The 13,488-nt window shown below is 72.3% G+C and carries 10 protein-coding genes; 6 read left to right on the top strand and 4 right to left on the bottom strand.

The features are described 5' to 3' along the window. The coding region (locus DEJ06_RS10490; RefSeq protein ID WP_111039249.1) for a Fic family protein at nt 1–1,367 on the top strand (1,367 nt) is incomplete at its 5' end. Nucleotides 1,368–1,396: 29 nt separating this feature from the next. After that, nucleotides 1,397–3,568: a S9 family peptidase gene (locus DEJ06_RS10495; RefSeq protein ID WP_111039250.1), complete on the top strand. Its 2,172-nt coding sequence runs from the start codon at nt 1,397–1,399 to the stop codon at nt 3,566–3,568. A 111-nt stretch (nt 3,569–3,679) separates the two neighbouring features. Here the strand turns inward: DEJ06_RS10495 and DEJ06_RS10500 are convergent, their stop codons facing one another. After that, on the bottom strand, nt 3,680–5,209 hold the full coding sequence (locus DEJ06_RS10500) for a CYTH domain-containing protein (RefSeq protein WP_071405572.1): 1,530 nt from the start codon (nt 5,207–5,209) through the stop codon (nt 3,680–3,682). A 58-nt stretch (nt 5,210–5,267) separates the two neighbouring features. Here DEJ06_RS10500 and DEJ06_RS10505 point away from each other — a divergent pair, with 58 nt between their 5' ends. Then, nucleotides 5,268–5,540 (top strand): mycoredoxin, encoded by a 273-nt coding sequence (locus DEJ06_RS10505; RefSeq protein ID WP_071405571.1) that lies wholly within the window; start codon nt 5,268–5,270, stop codon nt 5,538–5,540. A 106-nt stretch (nt 5,541–5,646) separates the two neighbouring features. On the opposite strand, the gene DEJ06_RS10510 is transcribed toward DEJ06_RS10505, so the two are convergent. After that, nucleotides 5,647–7,773, bottom strand: a complete 2,127-nt coding sequence (locus DEJ06_RS10510; protein ID WP_181436793.1) for a DEAD/DEAH box helicase — start codon at nt 7,771–7,773, stop codon at nt 5,647–5,649. 567 nt (nt 7,774–8,340) lie between these two features. Continuing rightward, nucleotides 8,341–9,585, bottom strand: a complete 1,245-nt coding sequence (locus DEJ06_RS10515) for a phosphotransferase enzyme family protein (RefSeq protein WP_071405569.1) — start codon at nt 9,583–9,585, stop codon at nt 8,341–8,343. A gap of 80 nt (nt 9,586–9,665) precedes the next feature. Between DEJ06_RS10515 and DEJ06_RS10520 the strand changes: the two genes are divergently transcribed. Continuing rightward, entirely contained in the window at nt 9,666–10,760 is a 1,095-nt protein-coding gene (locus DEJ06_RS10520; protein ID WP_111039309.1) for an aromatic acid exporter family protein, read from the top strand. Between the two features lie 10 nt (nt 10,761–10,770). Here the strand turns inward: DEJ06_RS10520 and DEJ06_RS10525 are convergent, their stop codons facing one another. Then, nucleotides 10,771–11,085 (bottom strand): hypothetical protein, encoded by a 315-nt coding sequence (locus DEJ06_RS10525; RefSeq protein ID WP_110864838.1) that lies wholly within the window; start codon nt 11,083–11,085, stop codon nt 10,771–10,773. A gap of 195 nt (nt 11,086–11,280) precedes the next feature. Between DEJ06_RS10525 and DEJ06_RS10530 the strand changes: the two genes are divergently transcribed. Continuing rightward, nucleotides 11,281–11,958, top strand: coding sequence for a response regulator transcription factor (locus DEJ06_RS10530; RefSeq protein ID WP_017885962.1), 678 nt, complete (start codon nt 11,281–11,283; stop codon nt 11,956–11,958). Beyond that, a complete protein-coding gene (locus DEJ06_RS10535) occupies nt 11,955–13,466 on the top strand; it encodes a cell wall metabolism sensor histidine kinase WalK (RefSeq protein ID WP_111030518.1) in 1,512 nt (503 codons plus the stop codon). The genes DEJ06_RS10530 and DEJ06_RS10535 overlap by 4 nt, the downstream gene beginning before the upstream one ends. Nucleotides 13,467–13,488 lie beyond the last annotated feature (22 nt).

Consider the following 13,488-nt stretch of genomic DNA (forward strand, 5'->3'; position numbering starts at 1 on the left):
ACAACCAGCTCAAGCCCGACGAGCTGGCTGGCGGCACGTTCACGCTGACCAACACCGGTTCGCGTGGCGCGCTGTTCGACACCCCCGTGGTGTTCCTGCCGCAGGCGGCGAGCGGGCGAAATACCGATTCCTGGCGTCGAGCGTCCGGGTGGCTCTACCGTCGCGGGATGGCACACCGGAGCGACACCTGGCCCACGCACGAACGCAGCGAGCGACCGTGGCGCAGCGCCGTCCGCGGGTGCCGTGACGACCGGCTGGTGACCACCGTACGGGTGTCGCTGCCCCCGTCCATCGCGAGGGCTCGGTGGACGCCCGACGACGACACCGTCGCGCTGCTCGACCGGAGCGCCACGGCCCTGCGCGCCCTCGACGTCCACCACGGCTCCCGGCTCGCGCCGCTCGGGTCCGTGCTCGGCCGGACCGAAGCCGTCGCGTCGTCGCGGATCGAGGACGAGTCCGCGACGATCGACGACCTGGCGCGGGCACTCGTCGGCATCCGCGCGAACACGGGGGCCACCGCGGTCGTCCGGGCCGGTGGCGCCGTCGAGCACCTGGTGTCCGGAGCGGACTCGGGCACCGTCACCGAGGCCTCCTTCCTCGAGGCACACCGCCTGCTGATGCGCGACGACCCGGTGGACGGACGGTACGCCGGCCGGTACCGCGACGTGCAGAACTGGATCGGCGGCGGCGCCACGCCCCGCGACGCCGTGTACGTGCCACCACCGCCCGAGTTCGTTGCACCGCTGATGGCCGACCTGTTCGCGTTCGTGCACCGTGTGGACCTGCACCCGATCGCCCAGGCCGCGATCGCCCACGCGCAGTTCGAGTCGATCCACCCGTTCACCGACGGCAACGGTCGGATCGGTCGCGCGCTGATCGGTGCCGTGCTCCGGCGTCGCGGGGTGACGACCACGGTCACGGCACCGGTGGCCACCGCGCTCGCGGCGGATCGGCGGCGGTACTTCCGGCACCTCGAGCAGTACCGCGACGGCGAGGTCACCGGGTTCGTGGTCGACCTGGCCCTCGCGATCGGGACGGTCTGTGATGAGGCGACCCTGAGCGCCCTGCTGCTCGCCGAGCACGACGCCGATCGGTCCGTCGGCCCCTGCGCCTCGGGCCCGCACGCCGTCGTCGGCCGTGCGCTCGCCGACGACCCCGTCCTGACCGAAGCGCACCTGGACACCCTGCTCACCACCGACGAGGTCGAGCGCGTCACCCACGACCTGGTGCTGGCGGGAGTGCTCCGTCCGGTCACCGATCGTGTCCGAGACCGGGCGTGGGTCGCACCGGCCGTGGTCGACGAGCTCGAGGCGTTCGAGCAGCGGGTGCAGGCGGCGGTGGGCGGGCGCGAGCGCACGGCGGCCTGACCGGGGGTGCGGGCGAATAGGGTGGGACGGTGAGCAACGAGCACACCGCATCCACCCCGCCCAGCGCCGCCAAGCGGCCCGTGACACGGACCCACCACGGCATCGACTTCGTCGACGACTACGAGTGGCTGCGGGACAAGGAATCCCCCGACACACTGGCGTACCTCGAAGCCGAGAACGCCCACACCGACGCCGCGACCGCGCACCTCGCGCCGCTGCGGGACCGCATCTTCGCCGAGGTGAAGAGCCGCGTGCAGGAGACCGACCTCTCCGTGCCGGTCCGTATGGGCGACTGGTGGTACTTCACCCGCACCGCCGAGGGCAGCCAGTACGGCGTGCACTGCCGCGTGCCCGTCGCCGGCCCCGACGACTGGACGCCGCCCGCCGTCGTCGAGGGCGAGTCGACGCTCCCCGGCGAGCAGGTGGTCCTCGACGGCAACGCGCTGGCCGACGGCCACGAGTTCTTCTCCCTCGGCACGTACGACATCAGCGACGACGGCACCCGCCTGGTGTACGGCATCGACGTCGAGGGCGACGAGCGGTACACCCTGCACGTGCGCGACCTGGCCTCGGGGACCGACCTCGGCGACGCCATCCCGAACACGGGCGCCGGCGCCACGTTCGACCCGGCCGGCCGCTACGTGTTCTACCCCACGGTCGACGAGTCGTGGCGTCCGGACAAGATCTGGCGCCACACGGTCGGCACCGCGGCGTCCGAGGACGTCCTGGTGTTCGAAGAGCCCGACGACCGCTACTGGGTCGGTGTCGGTGTCACCCGTTCGTCGCAGTACATCGTCATCGAGCTCGGCTCGAAGATCACGTCCGAGGCGCACGTCCTCGACGCTGCGGACCCCACCGGTGAGTTCCAGGTCGTCTGGCCCCGGCGCGAGGGCGTCGAGTACGAGATCGAGCACGCCATCGTGGGCGGCAGCGACCGGTTCCTGGTGCTGCACAACGACGGCGCCGAGAACTTCGAGCTCGTCGACGTCCCCGCCGACGACCCGACGTCCGAGCGTGACCGCCGCGTCGTCGTGGCGCACCACACCGAGCGCCGCATCGAGTCGGTCGACGCCTTCGCCGGACACCTCGCCCTGGAGTACCGGTCCGAGGCGCTCCCCCGCGTCGCGATCATCCCGATCGAGGGCGACGGCTACGGCGACGCGCACGAGGTCCCCTTCGACGAAGCACTGTTCTCGGCGGGGCTCGGCGGCAACCCGGAGTGGGAGCAGCCGACGCTCCGCATCGGGTACACGTCGTTCGTCACCCCCTCCGAGGTCAGCGACCTCGACCTGGCCACCGGCGAGGTCACCGTCCTGAAGCGCCAGCCCGTGCTCGGCGGCTACGACCCGGCCGACTACGTGCAGGAGCGCGACTGGGCGACCGCGTCGGACGGCACCCGCGTGCCGATCTCGCTCGTCTGGCGTCGTGACGCCGTCGAGGACGGCACCCCGGCACCGCTGCACCTCTACGGCTACGGCTCGTACGAGCACTCGATCGACCCCGGCTTCAGCGTCATGCGCCTGTCGATGCTCGACCGCGGTGTCGTCTTCGCCGTCGCGCACGTCCGTGGTGGCGGTGAGCTCGGCCGGCACTGGTACGAGAACGGCAAGACCCTGACGAAGAAGAACACGTTCACCGACTTCGTCGCGGTCGCCGAGCACCTGATCGAGTCCGGCCGGACGAGCGCCGACCGCCTCTTGGCCGAGGGTGGCAGCGCGGGCGGGCTCCTGATGGGTGCGGTCGCCAACCTCGCACCCGAGCGGTTCGCCGGCATCCTGGCCGCCGTGCCGTTCGTCGACGCGCTGACGAGCATCCTCGACCCGGACCTGCCCCTCACCGTCATCGAGTGGGACGAGTGGGGCGACCCGCTGCACGACGCCGAGGTCTACCGCTACATGAGCGAGTACACCCCGTACGAGAACGTCCGCGACGACGTGCAGTACCCGCAGATCCTCGCCGTGACCTCGATCAACGACACCCGCGTGCTGTACGTCGAGCCCGCGAAGTGGACCGCGAAGCTCCGCGAGGTCGGCGCGCCGGTGCTGCTGAAGACCGAGATGTCCGCCGGCCACGGTGGTGTCAGCGGTCGCTACGCGTCGTGGAAGGAGCGGGCGTTCGAACTCGCCTGGCTGCTCGACGTGCTCGGGCTCGCCGACGAGACGCCCGCCGCGGCCACCGCCAACCCGATCGCCGCGGGCTGAGCAACGCCTCGCACTTCGTGAGCAGAAGAGGTCGGGTCCGAACGCGGGACCCGACCTCTTCTGCTCACCAAGCGAACAAAGCGCACGCAGCGCACGCAGCGCGCACCTCGCTCACACGCGGTTGAGCGCGTGCACCGCCTCGTCGTAGGACTCCTCGGCCAGGCGCACCCGGTCCCCGGCGAGCACCCCGTACCCGAAGGTGCCCTCGCCCCCACGCTCGGCGATCGCCGCGTTCGCCCGCAGGATGTCGAGGGCGTGCAGGGACCGCACCCGTTCGGTCAGCACGTCGGCCGCGGTGCCGATCCGCTTCCACAGCGCATGCGGGAACGCGTCGTCGCCGAGCACGTCCATCGCCATCCGGGCGCGCATCGTCTCCTGCCACGCGGCCTCGGTGGTGGTCCGGTCGGCGGCCTCGCGCTCGGCAGCGGTGTCCGAGGTGTCGTCGGCGACGGCGGCCCGGACGAGTTCGCGCACACGCGGCTTCACGTCGGCGCCGACGTCCTGCGCGACCTGCTTCGGTGCGCGGAGCGACCACGCCGTCGGGGCCGGGCGCTCGGCGGCGTCGTCGAGGGCGTCGAGCAGCTCGAGGAACGGCTCGCCGTGCAGGAACGCGACGACGTCCCGCACCGCCTGGTCGCGACGTTCCCGGGTCGAGGCGAGGATGCGCTCGCGGGTCATCGCATCGACCAGGTCGTCCTGCGCCGGCGACGACGCCCGCGGCAGCCGGTCGATCAGGTACTCGGCGAGCGCCGCACGCGCGGTGACGCCCGCGAGGCCGTCCGCCGCCTCGGCGGCGCGGTCGACGGCCTCGCCGTCGGGGAACGCCGGGCGGTAGGCGCCCAGGATCGCGGCGATCTCGAGGGTGGTGTCGGCCGCCTGCCGGAGGTCGGCCGTGTCGCCGGAGCGGAGCCGGGCCTCCTGGCCGAGCAGCGCGACGCGCAGCTTGCGCACCCGCTTCGCCAGGATGCGTGCGGTCGTGCCCTTGGCCGGCTTCTCCTCGGTCTGGAGGCGCGGTGCCGGTGCTCCTGCCAGCCCGCGTGCCAGCTTGGACGCGACGGCGGCGGGGCCGGCACCGACGGCCGCGAAGCGCCCGTCGAGGGCCGCGAACAGCTCGTGGGCGATCTGCGGGTCGACGCCGTCGACGGTCTCGACCTCGACCTCGCGCCAGGTGCGCGGGGTCTCCGGAGCGTCGTCGTCGAGGCGCTGGGCGGTGACCTGGTCGTCGGCGAGCTCGGCGATCTGGTCGCCGTCCTCGTCGAGCAGTCGGGTGACGGTGCGGGTGGTGGTGATCCGGACGACGGGACGCAGCCCGCGGCCACGACGCTCCGTGAAGAGCGCGGCGAGGACCTCGTCGGGCACCGTGTCGGCGTCGTCGGTCAGGGGGAACTGCTGCTCGTGGCGGACCGTGTCCGACTCCGAGCGCTTGATGTGCCAGCCGGCGTCGGGGCCGCCCGTGCGACGGCGGACGGTCACCCGCGCGGCCACCAGGTCGTACCGCTCGGTGTCCCAGTAGGTCGCGTCCAGTTCGAACGGCTCCTGGTGCTCGGTGCGGAGGATGCCGCCCGCGCCGACGAGGTCGGGGAGGGCACCGCCCTCGGGCAGGTCGTAGGTGCGCTCGATCTCGAGGTGCGTGTGGCTCACACGCTCTTGTCTACCAGGCGCTGCGAGGTTTCCCCGCACCCGGGGTTAGCCTGCAGGGATGAGCGACACGATCACCCGCGAGCAGTTCACGCCCGAAGCCGGCGGCGTCACGATGTTCACCACCACGTGGTGCGGCTACTGCGCCCGGCTGAAGAACCAGATGTCGAAGGCCGGGGTGCCCTTCACCGAGGTCGACATCGAGCAGACCCCGGGCACCGCCGAGCTCGTCGCCGAGGTCAACGGCGGCAACCAGACCGTGCCGACGCTGGTGTTCCCCGACGGCTCGACTGCGACCAACCCGTCCCTGGCCGAGGTGCAGTCCCGCATCTGAGCAGGTCCTCCTCGCAAGACACCGGTGTTCACGCTCCGAACACGCGCATGACGCGGTTCAGAGTGCGAACACCGGTGTTTTGCTGTCAGCGCCGGGCGCGCCGGCGCTAGCCGCCGAGCGCCTCGGTCAGCAGCGCGGCCATCGCGTCGAGCTGGATGTCACCGGAGTCGGCAACCTCTTCGTCCGAACCGTCGAGCGCGCGGGCGGCCAGGGACGCCTTCGAGTCGATGAGCTCGGCGATCTTGGTGTCGATCGTCTGCGCGGCGATGATGCGCCACGCGGTGACGGGCTCTTCCTGCCCGATGCGGTGCACGCGGTCGATCGCCTGGGTCTGCTCGGCGCTCGTCCACGACAGCTCGGCGAGCACGACGTTCGACGACACCTGCAGGTTCAGACCGACACCGGCCGCGGTCAGCGAGCAGACGATGACGGCGACGTCGGGGTCGTTCACGAACGAGTCGATCTCGGCCGTGCGCTGCGTTGGCGTCTGGTCGCCGCGGATCGTGGCGGTGCGCAGCCCGCGACGGGCGAACACCTCTTCCGCCTGGTCCATCACGTCGAGGTGCTTCGCGAAGAACACGACCTTGCCGACGTTCGAGGCGAGCTGTGCCGCGTAGTCGGCCGCGAGCTGGGCCTTGGCCCGGCCGATGCGGCGGACCATCGAGAACACGTTCTCGCCGGTCGACGAGGCGTCCTGGTCCTCGAGCTCCCAGCGCGCGACCTGGCGGACCAGCTTGTGGTCGATGCCGACGACCGGGTCCTGCCCGGTGCGGGCGTCGAGCGCCTGGTGGTAGCGGCGGACGAGCTTCGCGGTGAGCTCGCGCTCGGCGTCGCGGATGGAGCGACCCTCGTCACCGTCGAGCTCGACGGGGATGTCGGCGATCCGGCGTGCCGGGATGTCCGCGGCGACGTCGACCTTGCGGCGTCGGACGATGCCCTGGTCGATGACGGCACGGCGGGCCTCGACGAAGAACCCGGGGTCGGCCGGCGTCAGGCCGATCTCCTCGAGCTCGTTCATGAGCTTCGCGCGCGGCTTCTTGTCGTCGATCCAGCCGAGGTACTCCCAGATGGTGCGGAAGTCCTCGACCGAGTTGATCAGCGGCGTACCGGTCAGCGCCATGAGCAGCGGTGCGGCGGTGCGCTGCCGGATGCGCTCGGCGATCTGCAGCACGAACCGGGCGCGCTGCGAGTCCCTGTTCTTGATGAAGTGCGCCTCGTCGACGACCATCCCCTTGAACCCGAAGTTGCCGAGCCACCCGGCGTGCCGGTCGAGGATCTCGTAGTTCACGATGACGATGTCGGCGAACCCGTCGAGGTCGTTGCCGTCCCCGTGGATCACCGTGGCGCGGTGGTTCGGCACCCAGCGCTCGGCTTCACGCGCCCAGTTCGTCTTGACGACGTTCGGCACGACGACGAGCAGCGGGAACGCGTTCGCGGCATCGGCGGCGAGCAGCGACTGTGCGGTCTTGCCGAGGCCGGGCTCGTCGGCGAGCAGGAACGTGCGGTGCCCCTGCGACGCGGCGGCGACGAGTTCCGCCTGGTGCTTCATGAGCGTGGTGCCCGAGCGCGAGTGCAGCGTCGTGGGCTCCGGCAGCGGCATCGTCGCCGCTCCCCCGCCCGCGCCGTACTCGAACGACTTGAACAGCGGCCCGAACAGCTCCCAGTTCGCCAGGCGACGCGGGTGCGCGACGGGCTGGTCGGCGAGGGCGAAGTCCGGCGGCATGAAGGGGTTCGCCAGCTGGCGCTGCACGACCGCCTGCGGCACGACGGCCCGCACCGGGGTCTCGACCACCGCGGCCGGCTCGGACGCGATGACGAGGTCCTCCGGCTGCAGTTCCATGCCGCCGGCGATCATCATGTCGCGCTTGACCGCACGCGTCGCCTCGGACACCTGCACCTCTTCGGCGAGGAGCTGGATGACGCTGGTGTCGCGCGCCGCCGTCTTCGCGAGGATCGTGGCCACGCCGTCGAGCCGCTTGAGCTGCTCGGCGCGCTGCGCGTCGGTGAGCTCCGTGTCGGCCTTCACCCGCGCGCGCTCTTCGCGCATGAGCAGGGCGACGGCCTGGAACTTCGTCCGGTTCGATGCCTTGAGCGGTCCGCGCTGCGCCGCGGCCTCGACCTCGCGCACAGCGCGGGCGAGGACGGGGATGACGCCGTCGTTGTCCAGCGGCCTGGTGCGGCGTGACGCGGTCCGCGTCCCGCCGGCAGCACGCCGGGTGCCTGATCGAGCCAACGCTCCTCCTGTTCCGCCCACACGTCGGGGCGATCCGCCCGTGGGGCGGGAAGTCCTGCACCGGCGCCTGGCGCGGCTCCGGTTCAGCTGCGGGCCACCGTGGCCCACCGCATCGCCGGTCCCCGCATCGGGACGTCCGGTGGACTCCCGCGAGCCGTTCCACACGAGCACCTGCCGGGAGCAGGTTCGGACGGTCCGCGCCGGGATCCGGCGTCGTCACACGCACGTGATGCCCCCTCGGGGCGGTCACGGCCCGGTCCCCGCGTCGATCAAGTGATCGACGGCTGCGTCCGGAATCGACGCGGCACGCGGGAACGCGGTGCGTGCGCGCTCAGTTTACTCCCGGACCACCGACGGAGGCGACCGGCGCGTTGCCCGCGCGCGTCGCGACGGCGGACGGGAGGCCCGTGGCGGGCCCGACCCGGGCCTCCAGTCCGTCCTCCGGTCGTGTTCACCCCACCGAAGCGACACGTCTCCGGTTCCCTGCCCCGGTGACCCCGCGAAAGCGACAGGACGCCGCGGATGCTCCGCGCAGAACTGTCGCTTTCGCGACAGCGGCGTCGCGTCTCAGACCTGCGGTGCGGACCGCGGGCGGGTCGAACCACCGGTCGGGAGGCTCGGGGCCGCGTCCGCCAGGGCGGCCTGCGTCGCGGCGAGGAGCTGCTGGGCGGTCTGGATCCCGTTGGCGGAACCGGTGGTCGCCTGGCCGCCGGCGTGGGCGAGCAGCTGGGCGCCGATGGCCGGTCCGATGCGGTCGGCCTCGCGCGGGTTGCGCGCGACCCAGTCGCGGGCGATCGCGTCGGCGAGGCGCTCGGCGGCGGCGCCGCGCTCGGCGTCGCCTCGGGACCGGTGCCAGAGCCCGGTGACCACGAGGTGGGCAACAACGGCACCGACGTCGCGGACCGGGAAGCCCCAGCCCGCGGTGTCGATGTCGAGCAGGCCGGAGATGCGCCACGGCTCGTCCTCGTCGACGAAGACCTGCTCCAGGTGCAGGTCGCCGTGCACGACCTGCTTGGTCGAGCTCGACCAGCCGATGGAGCGGCGGCCGATGGCGTCGTACAGGCGGTCGATCTCCTCGGCGTCGCGCGGAAGAGCCGCGATGAGCGTGCGACGGTGCCAGTCGGCGTGGTCCATCGCGTCGGCGCGGGCCTGCTGGGTCATCGGGACGGTGGCGACCCGACCGCTCAGCGCGGCGAGCGACGCCACGAAACGGGGGTCGTCGGCGATGTCGAGGATGCGACTGCCGGCGGGCACGCCGCGGATGCGCTCGAGCACGAGCAGGCCGTCGCCACGGCTGGACAGCACACGCGGCACCGGCAGACCGGCCGCGACGAACTGCTCGTGCGACTGCACGATCGGCGCGACCCGGTGCGGGCGGACGATCTTCAGGAACAGTGTGCGCTCGGGGGCGTCCACGCGGACGACCGCGCGCTTGCCGGGCCGGTATGCCGCCACGGTGAGCACCGGGTCGGTGACGGGCATGCCGAGCGTGGTCAGCAGCTCGGCGACGGCGTCGCGGTAGGTGACCTGCGGCAGCACCGGCAGGCCGGGGTCGTTGGGGTACGCCCACACCGACACCGGGTCGCCCGTCGCCGGGTCGGTGACGATCGCGCTGTTCTGGTCGTGGGTGCCGCCGGTGTCGACGTAGGTCAGGACCGTGGCGCGCTGGCCGTTGCGGTCCACCGTGTCGACCTCGTAGCCGTACAGGTAGCCGTTGCCCGAGGGCTCGACGGAGTGCGCCCGCGCGGCCACCACGGAGGTCCCGGAGCCGGCGAAGGCCTGCGGGATGACGCGCTCATGGTTGGGCCACACGACATCAGTCAACCGTGTCGCGCGGGTTTCGTCGCGTTCGTGCACGGCTCGGCGCGCGGCCGGTGGCTACCGTGGTCGGTGTGAACCCGGTCGCGCGTCTCCGCAGCTCCAGTCGCACGCCGTTCCTGCAGGTCGTGAAGACCGCCGTCGCGGTGGTCGCCGCCGTGCTCCTCTGCCGCCTGGTCATCCAGGGGCCGTTCCCCACCTTCGCGGCGATCGCTGCACTGCTCGTGGTGCAGCCGAGCATCAACCAGTCGTTCGTGAAGGGGCTCGAGCGGAGCGCGGGCGTGGTGATCGGCGTCGTGCTGGCCACCGGGTTCCACCTGCTGCTCGGCGACGGCGTGTTCGTCGTGCTGCTCGTCATCGTGCTCGCGATCCTCATCGCATGGGCGCTCCGGCTCACCCCGACCTCGGCCACCCAGGTGGGGATCAGCGGGATGCTCGTGCTCACCGCCGGGGTCGTGACGCCGAACTACTCCGCCGACCGGATCCTCGAGACCGTGATCGGTGCGATCGTCGCCCTGGTCGTGAACGCGCTCATCGTGCCGCCCGTGCTGCTCGAACCGGCGCACCTCGCCGTCGCCCGGCTCGCCCGCGACACCGCGGTGGCGTTCGAGCGGATCGCGATCGGCCTGACCGAGGGGTGGGACCGCGAGCGCTGGGACGAGGCGCTCGTCGCGGCCCGCGCACTGCGGCAGCAGCATGCCAAGGCCGAGGCGTCCCTGGGGTCGGCGCGTGAGTCCCTGACGATGAACCCGCGCAGTGGCCGGCACCGGACGATCCTCGACCGCGACGTGGTGACCACCGACCACCTGCGCGTCCTGGTGACCCGGGTCACCGGGATGACCCGGGCGATCCGCGACAACACCGCACCGGACCTGCGCGACGACCCGGTGGTGCACGGCATCGCGACCGAGGTGGCACGGATCGGTGCGGACGTCCGGGCCCTCAGTGCGCGGGTCGAGTCGACACGGCTCGACCCGGTGGACGGGGTCGGCCGAGCGGACACCGCTGCCTCCGGGCCGGACGTCGGGCCGTGGGCGGAGGCATCGGAGCCGGCGCTCACCGCGCCGCTCGAGGTGGTCCGGCCGAACTCCCGGCACTGGGTGCTCATCGGTGCGCTGCTCGAGGACATCCGACGGGTGCGTGGCGAGCTGCTCGGCGAGGACGACTAGTCAGTCCGCGTCAGCGCGCTGCGCAGGCCGCTTCTGACGCCGTGCGCACGACGTCCGACCAGATCACCGCGGTCGGCACGACGTCGGTCGCGGTCGCACCCGGGATGCCGGCGTCGGCGTACCGGCTGATCTCCGCGACGACGGCCTCGGTGCCGACCTCGCGTGCAGCACGGCTCGCCACGTCCGGTACCGCCGTCCGCAGTTCCGCGACCACGCGGTCGCGCGGAGCGTCCTCCAGCTGCGCGAGCGCGCCGATGCCCTTCCACGCGGCGTCCAGTTCGGCGCGCAGGCGCACGATGGCCGGGTGGTCGATCGAGTCGTTCATGATCCCCCAGTGCGGGCGGCGCATCGGGTCGCGCTGTCCGCTGCCGGAGCCTAGCAACGAAGCAAGCGGCGCTCACGTCCCTAGAACGTGGGACAGACCGTTCTGCTTTGACCTGTGACGAGATTCAGCGAGTCGGACCCGGAGAACGGCCCTCCGCGCCGGTTCGATGCCACGATGGGTCCGAGGAGGTCCACTATGCGGCTGTTGGTGGTCGAGGACGACGACGAGATGCGTGCCCTGATGGAACGCGGACTCGCGGCCGAGGGGTACCGGGTCACGGCCGTCGAGAACGGTGTCGAGGCGCTCATCGCCCTCGGCGAGCAGGCGTTCGACCTGGCGGTCGTGGACGTGATGATGCCCGGCATGTCCGGCTTCGAGCTCGCCCGGCGGATCCGTGAGCGCGAGGACCCCGTGCGGATCCTGCTCGTGACCGCGCGCGACGCCGTCGACGACCGCGTGTTCGGGCTCGACGCGGGCGCGGACGACTACCTCACCAAGCCCTTCGCCTTCGCCGAGCTCACCGCTCGGCTGCGTGCGCTCGGCCGTCGTGAGTCCGCCGGGGCACCCCGCACGATCGAGGTCGGGGACGTGTCGATCGACTCCGAGGCCCGCCGCATCTCGATCAAGGGCCAGCGCGTCGCCGTGAGCCCCACCGAGTTCGCCCTGCTCCGACTGCTCGCCCGGTCCGCCGGCAGTGTCGTCGACCGCCCGAAGATCCTCGAAGAGGTCTGGGACGGTTCGCAGCACGTCGACCCGAACGTGGTCGAGCAGTACATCTCGTACCTCCGCAAGAAGCTCACCGCGCACGAGGCCACCGTCGCCATCGCCACGGTCCGCGGTCGCGGGTACCGCCTGGATCTGCTCGGGGCGTGAGCGGGGCCGACGACGCCCCACGATCGGACCGCCGACGCGGTGGTCCGATCCGGCCGCTGCGTCTGCTGTCGCTGCGTGCCCGGATCACGATCGGGTCGACGGCGATCGCCGCGATCGTCATCCTGCTGCTCGTCCTGGTGATGCGGTTCCAGGTGGTGAGCGTCGTCGCGAGTGCGACCCGCACCCTGCTCGACGCCGATGCCGACCCGTACGTCGCCACGCTCGAGGTCGACAGCGACCCCGACCTCTCGCCGCCGGGCAACGCGCAGCTCGTCGCCGTCGTGTCCCCGTCCGGCGAGATCGTGCTGTCGACGATGCCCGATCGTGTCGAGCAGGCGCTCGGCAGTCTGCGGTCCACCCCCGCTGGCACCTCGATCATCACGGCATCCGGCTCGGAGTACCGCGTCGTGGTGGAGCACCCCGTCAACGAGGCCGGCCGCTGGACCGTCGTCGCCGCCCGCAACTCGCAGGCCGAGGCCATCGTCGTCGACGACCTCACGACGACGCTGTCGCTGACCGGTCTGGCCATCCTGCTCGCCTTCGGCGTTGCGTCCTGGGTGCTCGCGACCACCGCGCTGCGCCCGGTGAACCGGATGCGCCGCGAGGCCGAACGGCTCTCCGTGGCCCCGGAGCGTGCCGAACTGCCGGTGGGCCCCGCCCAGGACGAGCTGGCGTCCCTGGCGACCACGCTCAACGCCTTCCTCGCCCGGACCCGGCAGGCGACCGAGCGCGAACGCCAGATGGTGTCGGACGCCAGCCACGAGCTCCGGACGCCCCTGGCCATCCTGACGACCCAGCTCGACCTCGCCTCGCTCGACGGCAACGACGCCGCCGCCCTCGCCGCCCACATCGAACGCGCCAAGCACAGCGTCGCGCGGTTGTCACGGCTGGCGAACGACCTGCTCGCCCTGTCGCGGATCGAGGAGTCGGAGCGCCGTGAACAGGACGGCGACCGGCGCCCCGAGACCGCGTGGTCGGACCTCGGCGACGAGGTGATGGCCGCGGTCGACCGCGTCCGGCTCATCGCGTCGGCGAAGGACGTCACCGTCGACTTCGACCTCGAGCCGCCCGTCGCCGTCGGCGGTTCCGGCCCGGGCATCGGCGGCGGCACCGTCGAACCGCGGTACCGGATCGACACCGGCGGGATGGCCCAGCTCGTCACGAACATCGCGGGCAACGCCGTGGCCGCACTCCCCCGCGGCGGCGGCATCTTCGTGTCCTGGCGGAGCACCGGCGGCGAGGGCGTGCTGCAGATCACCGACGACGGCCCCGGCGTGCCCGAGTCCTTCATCCCGGTGGCGTTCGACCGATTCACCCGTCCGGACGAGGCCCGGACGTCCCGCCCGAACCCGGACCCGTCGACCGGTGCCGGCGCCCTGCCCGGCGGCTCCGGGCTGGGACTCGCGATCGTGCGTGCGGTGGCGGAACGGGCGGGAGGCACGGCGTCGCTCCGCAACGTGCCCGCCGGTGGGCTCGAGGTCACGATCCGCCTGCCCGAGGTGCGCTGAGCACGACGGCTCGCCTGAGCAG

Origin of the sequence: Curtobacterium sp. MCLR17_051 (genome assembly GCF_003234395.1) — a bacterium.
In the GTDB taxonomy this organism is placed as follows: domain Bacteria; phylum Actinomycetota; class Actinomycetes; order Actinomycetales; family Microbacteriaceae; genus Curtobacterium; species Curtobacterium flaccumfaciens.

What these genes read in the sequence shown, in the direction of transcription:
- DEJ06_RS10505 (WP_071405571.1), top strand. Translation starts at nt 5,268, where the DNA reads ATGAGCGACACGATCACCCGCGAGCAGTTCACGCCCGAAGCCGGCGGC.
- DEJ06_RS10530 (WP_017885962.1), top strand. Translation starts at nt 11,281, where the DNA reads ATGCGGCTGTTGGTGGTCGAGGACGACGACGAGATGCGTGCCCTGATG.
- DEJ06_RS10525 (WP_110864838.1), bottom strand. Translation starts at nt 11,085, where the DNA reads ATGAACGACTCGATCGACCACCCGGCCATCGTGCGCCTGCGCGCCGAA.